The sequence below is a fragment of the Streptomyces durocortorensis genome (genome assembly GCF_016901035.1).
In the GTDB taxonomy this organism is placed as follows: Bacteria; Actinomycetota; Actinomycetes; order Streptomycetales; family Streptomycetaceae; genus Streptomyces; species Streptomyces durocortorensis.
Window position 1 is genome coordinate 1 of record NZ_JAFEUF010000341.1, and the last position, 5,869, is coordinate 5,869.

Sequence of the window (5,869 nt, forward strand, 5' to 3'; positions counted from 1 at the left end):
GGGGGGGGGGGGGGGGGCCCCCCCCGGGGGGGGCCGGGGGGGGGCGGCCCCCCCGCTCTCGCGCTGCGTGGTGTCCCGCTGCGCGGGTCCGCGCCCGGGGCGGGTCGCCGTATCGCCGCTCACGTCCTCGCGGCGGGGGCCGGGTGTGTTGGCCTTCGCGGTCTCGCGCTCGGGCTCGTTCTCCTTCATCGCGCCGCCTCCGTTCCGGTCCGCTCCAGGTGCTCGCCCGGTGTGTCCGTGCGGAAGACCGCCCGGTAGTCCGGGTCCGCCCACAGTTCCTCGTGGCGGCCCGTCGCCCGGAGGCGGCCGTTCTCCAGCCAGGCGACCCGGTCCGCCCGTGCGGCCGAGGACAGCCGGTGGGCCACGATGATCCGGGTGCAGTGCCCGGCCCGCGCGTCCAGGGCGCGGCGGACGTGGTGCTCGGTCACGGTGTCGAGGCTGGACAGCGCGTCGTCGAGGATCAGCAGTCGGCCCGGGTGGGCGAACGCGCGGGCCAGACCCAGGCGTTGGCGCTCGCCGCCGGAGAGCGGGGCGTCGGCGACCGGGGTGGCGTAGCCGTACGGGAGCAGCGCGAGGAACCCGTCTGCGCGGGCCGCGCGGGCAGCGGCGCGTACGGCTTCGGGCGGGGCGGTCCAGGGGCCGTAGGCGATCGTGTCCTCCACGGTGGTCCCGGGGAGGGCGGGCCGGGCGAAGGCGTACGCCACCTCGCGGCGGAGCCGGGCCGGTTCCATGCCGTCCAGCGGGACGCCGTCCAGCAGCACGCTGCCGGTGTCCGGGTCGAGCAGCCGCCCGGCGACCGCGGCGAGCTGCGACTTGCCGGATCCGGAGCGCCCGACGACGGCCAGGGACGTGCCGCCGGGGATGGTCAGGTGGACGCCGGTCAGCAGGGGTCGGCCGTCGCCGTCCTGGTGGACGCCGACATCCCGGAGTTCGAGGTGCCCGGGTGCGTCGGGGACCGGGCCCAGGCCGCGGTGCGGCAGCGGGGCGAGGGTGAGGAGGGGGTCGAGGGTGCGGGCGGCGGCGCGACTGCGGGCCAGGGAGCCGAGCGCGCCGGTGAGGGAGCCGATGCCGACGGCGAGGCTCGCGTAACGGGAGGCGGCGACCAGGTCCCCGACGCCGATCGTGCCCGCGCCGAGCCGGAGTCCGGCGACCGCGAGGACCAGCAGCATGAGCAGGGGCAGCAGGAGGCCGCTGCGGCCGACGGCCCGCCCGTACACCGTCCAGGTGCGGCGGCCGTGTTCGGCGAGGGCGGCCAGGGGCTCCAGGACCCGGCGGTGTTCGCGGGCGGCGGTGCGGGCGGCGCGGATGGTGTCGGCGCCCTCCAGGGCCTCGGTGAGCCGGTGGGCGATGAGCGACTGGGCGCGCTGGTAGTCGGCCCCGGCGTCGGCGGTGCCCCGGGTGAAGGTGCGCAGCAGGACGACGAGGAGGGGTGCGCCCAGGAGGAGGGCGGCGGCCGTCCACACGTCGATGAGGAAGAGGCCCACGAGCGCGCCGAGCGGGAGCAGGACGCCCGCGACGGCTCCGGCGGCGGTGACGGGCGCGGAGGCGGCGTCGGCGGTACGCGCGGTGAGCCGGGCGGTGAGGTCGCCGGTGGGCAGGGCGAGGGCTCTGCGCGGTTCGGCGGCCAGGACCCGGGCGGCGGTGCGGGTGCGCAGCGACGCGGTGAGCCGGGCGGTGGTGGTCGTGCCGGTCACGGCGGCAGCCGCGTCGAACCCGGTCTCGGCGAGGGTCAGGACGGCGCAGAGCAGCAGCCCGGACCAGGGCACGGGCCCGCCGGAGACGAGCCGGTCGACGGTGTGACCCAGGGCGGCGGGCAGGGCGAGGGCGGCGAGCGCCCCGCCGGTGGAGCAGAGGAACAGCCAGGTGAGGGCGGCCGGGTGGAGCCGGGAGAGCCGCCGGGTGCCGGACGCCGTGGCCGGGCGGGGGTGCAGCCGCACGTGGTGGCCTTCCGGCTCGGGAGCGGTCGGTGACGGACGGGGCCGTCCGGCCCACCCGTGGGACTTGGGTGGACCGGACGGCGTGCGTCACGAGGTCACGGGGTGCAGAGGACCACGCTGAGCGAGCTGTACTCACAGACCAGCAGCGAGACCTGGCTACCCGTGGCGAGCTCGCCGAAGGAGTCCTCGGCCGGGGTGTCCATCGCCTGAAGGTCGAGAAGCGCCATGATGTGTCCTTTCGGGGACGGTGGTGGTGCTTGGGCGGTGGTGCTAGAACGACCCCGGGTGGGGCCGGTCCGACGACCCCTGGCGGGGCCGGTTCGTGGGGCCGCTCGCGCGGCCGGAGTGCGCCGCCGGAGCGGCGGGCGGGACGGGAAGTCCGGTGCGGGCTCCGTGTGCGGCGGGCAGGAAGGGAAGTCCGGTGGGGCGGCCGGCAGCGGCACCCAGCGCGAGGAGGGCGCCGGCGGTCCCGGTGGCCAGGTCCATCGACAGGCGCATCAACTGCTCGCCGGGGAAGGCGAGTCCGCCGCCGTACGCCAGGGCGTGACTGCCCAGCAGATCGGTGTGGCGGTCGATGGCGCGCTGCCGGTCGGCCGGTTCGCACAGCGGGGTGGCCGCGAGGTGCAGCAGGAGTCCGGCGGAGCCCCTGAGCAGTCCGGGCTGGACGTAGAAGGCGGAGAGCGCGGCCGGGAGCAGGGCCCGGCCCGCCGCCTCCAGCTCCGGGTCGGGGCGGTGCGCGAGGTAGGCGTCGATGACGGACGCGATACCGGCGCTGCCCGAACCGACGTACGGCATCAGCCGTTTGCCCTCGACGACGAGGAGTGACCCGTCGTCCCCGGCCCGGCAGCGCTCCAGGTCGCGGCGGAGTGCGGCGGCGGCCAGGTCGAGCAGGGCGGTGTCCCCGGTGGTCGCGTACCGGCGGATCAGCAGCAGGGCGATGCCGCTCGCGCCGTGCAGCAGTCCGGTGCGGGGCGACGGCGGAGCGCCGGTGAGGGCGCGGACGGCGAGTGCGGTGCAGCGGGCGGCCGCGGCGGACAGGGCCGGGGCGTCGGTGGCGGACGCGGTGCGGGCCAGGTCGTCGAGGGCGAGGCCGATACCCGCGTACCCGTTGTGCAGGCCGGGCGCGAGGCCCTCCAGGGGCTGGTCGAGGACGATCCGGAGGAGGTCGGCGGCCTCGGCTGCGCGGCCGATCCGGTGCAGGGTCCAGGCGATTCCGGTGAGCCCGTCGTAGAAGCCGAGGGGGCTGCCGGAGGCCGGGTCCTTGGCGTGCCGCAGGAGCCAGTCCTCGGCCGGTGCGCACGGTGGGGCACCGGTCTCGTGGAGGGCGTAGAGCACTCCAGCCGTCCCGTACGCGAAGGACTGGCCGCCGGTGGCGGTGGCGAACTGGGCGATGTCCCCGGGGAAACAGCGGTCCTCGCGCTCCGGCGTACAGGAGGCGGTGATGGAGCGGGCCAGAGCGTCGCGGGTGCGCGGCCAGTCGCGGAGGTCGGGTACGGAGGCCGTGCCGGGGGCCGTAGCGGGAGCCGCGCCGGGAGCCGACGCCGAAGCCGACACGCGAGCGGGCCGGGACGCCGCCTCCCCCGTGGCGCGGGCAGCCGCCTCCGCCGTGTCGCGGGAAGCCGCCTCCCCCGTGTTCCGTACGTCCCGCAGGATCTCCTCGACCGCCGGCCGCAGCGACTCCTCCGTGACCGGGAAGGCGCGGGCGATGTCCCGGGCGAGCCCGGCGGCCTTCGTGCGGTCGATGCCGAACAGGGTGGTGAGCGGCAGGTACAGGGCGAGCCGCAGACAGGCCAGCGCGTACCGGTCGATGTCCGTGCCGCGCCGGTCGGGCGGGGCGACGAAGGCCGGGTTGGCGACGATCTGGCGGCGGCGCTCGGTCGCCGGGAAGGCGGCCTCGAAGTCGAGCAGGGCGATCCGCGAGGTCTCCTCGTCGACCATGACGTTGCTCATGTGCAGGTCGCTGATGACGATGCCCCGGCCGTGCACCGCCTCGACGGCCTCCTCGACCTTCCCGTACAACTCCTCGGCCCACGCCGCGTGTTCATCCAGCAATTCAGCCGAAGGGTGCTGCTGGGCCAGCGGGAAGCGGCGGGCGAAGACGGTGTTGAGGGTGGTGCCGGGCATGTACTGGAGGACCAGGAAGTGGTGGTCACCGACCTCGAACGTGTCCCGGACGGCCGGTACGCAGTCCAGCCCGGCCAGGTGCTCCAGGGCGGTCCGCTCCCGCTCCAACCGGGCCACGGCGTCCGCCCCGTCGGCGGCCAGACCGGCGTACGGGCGGGCCTCCTTGAGGACGACCTGCTCGCCGGTACGGGTGTCGCGGCCGAGGTAGACCCCGCCGCCGTTGGAGAAGTGCAGCGCCTTCTCCACGGTGTACGGGAGGTCGCCGAGGCCCACGGCGGCCCGCGCTTCGAGGTGCGGCGTCAGAAAGCCGGGCGGGGTCACCCAGGAGGGGACGCGGAAGGACGGGCCCCGGTCGTCCGGGACCAGCCGGCCCTGCGGATCGGCGACGGCGGGCACGGGCCGCCCGTCCGGGCCGGAGCAGAAGCGGGCGGCGAACGCCCCGTACCGGGTGTGCACGGGCCCGTTCCCGCACCGCAGGTCACTCAGGATGTACGGGCCGTGCTCGCCCTCCAGGAGCTGCATCAGGGCGGTGCACACCTCGGGGAACGCGTCCTCGGACGGCGGGTAGACGGTGATGAACTTCCCGCTGCCCGCCCGGTCCGCGTACTTGGCGTTCCGCAGGGCCAACAACCCGGCGTTCGGTATGCACTTGAAGGCCAGCCGGTGTTCCAGACAGTGGCCGACGACCCGGTCCAGCACGGAGGCGGCATTGTCGAGGGCGGCGGATATGTGGATCTTCCAGCCCTGGGGCGGCAGCCGCAGCCCGTCGGGGCTGAAGGAGAGCCAGTCACCGCGACGGGAGCGGGTCCACCCCTCGGGCTCCGGGCCACGGAGCGGTGCGTACGACGAGCGCTCCTCGCCGGCGGCCCCGCCGCCCGGTCCGAGCGAACGGTGGGGTGCGTCGTAGAAGCGGCGGTCCGCCTGGCAGTACGCGGCGTACTCCGGATTCACCCTCGGCCCCCTCGCTCGGTCCATTCGCGTCAGTCGCGTCGTTCGCGGCGAGAGAGAAGTTGTCACAACGACGAACGGTGCCCATAGTCACCGTTGTCACGACTCGTACATGCGCGCCACCCATGCGGAGCGCACCCCGTACTCATGCGTATCCGCTCGTCGCCCCGCCGTGAAAGGGCGACGGCCGGGGGCGCGCGGGGGCGTGCACCGGGCGCTTTCGCCTCTCCTCAGCCCGCGCCGCGCGCCAGGATGTCGCCCGCCTCGGTACGGAAATAGAGCACGGAGCGGCCCGCCCGGCGGCGGCGGACCAGTCCGGCGTCCAGCAGGATCCGCAGATGGCGGCCGACCGACCCCAGCCCTTGGCCGGTCAGCGCGACGAGCTGCGTCGTGCTGAGCGGGGAGGCCAGCAGCATCAGGACGGCCGCCCGCGCCGGGCCGATCAGCGCACCCAGGGCCTCGGGCACGGGAGTGCGTCCGGCCTCGGCGAGCGCACCGGAGCACGGGTACACCAGTCCGTACCGGTGCGGGATGTCCCAGCAGACCCAGCACTGGTCCGGGGTGACGGGGATGAACAGCAGCTGGGCGCGGTCCAGTTCACGGGGCGGGTTGTCGTAGGTGTTGATCTGCAGCCGGCTGTCGCCCAGCCAACGAACGCCGGACCGCATGCCGTTCAGGGCGTCGGCCCAGCCCGCCCGACCCAACTGGGCGGTACGGGCGACCACATCGGCCTCCAGAACCCGCTGCCGCCTCGGCCAGTCGGGCAGCACGGTGTGCGTCCAGACCCACTCCAGGGTGTCGGCGGCGCGCCGGGCCAGGTCGTCCCGGTCCAGCGCGGCGGGCGGCGGCCCGCCCAGCGC

At 75.6% G+C, this 5,869-nt stretch carries 4 protein-coding genes; all 4 read right to left on the reverse strand.

The annotated features are described in order from the left end of the window. Positions 1-185 precede the first annotated feature (185 nt). Positions 186-1,937 carry an ABC transporter ATP-binding protein gene (locus JS521_RS33140; RefSeq protein ID WP_205086600.1) on the reverse strand — a complete coding sequence of 584 codons (1,752 nt, stop codon included), beginning with the start codon at positions 1,935-1,937 and terminating at the stop codon, positions 186-188. Positions 1,938-2,032: 95 nt separating this feature from the next. Beyond that, complete coding sequence (locus JS521_RS33145; protein ID WP_003966507.1) at positions 2,033-2,164, reverse strand: SapB/AmfS family lanthipeptide; 132 nt, start codon at positions 2,162-2,164, stop codon at positions 2,033-2,035. A gap of 43 nt (positions 2,165-2,207) precedes the next feature. Beyond that, positions 2,208-5,012, reverse strand: coding sequence for a class III lanthionine synthetase LanKC (gene lanKC / locus JS521_RS33150; RefSeq protein ID WP_205086601.1), 2,805 nt, complete (start codon positions 5,010-5,012; stop codon positions 2,208-2,210). 227 nt (positions 5,013-5,239) lie between these two features. Beyond that, positions 5,240-5,869, reverse strand: a 630-nt coding sequence (locus JS521_RS33155) for an ArsR/SmtB family transcription factor (RefSeq protein WP_205086602.1), incomplete at its 5' end; no start/stop codon positions are given.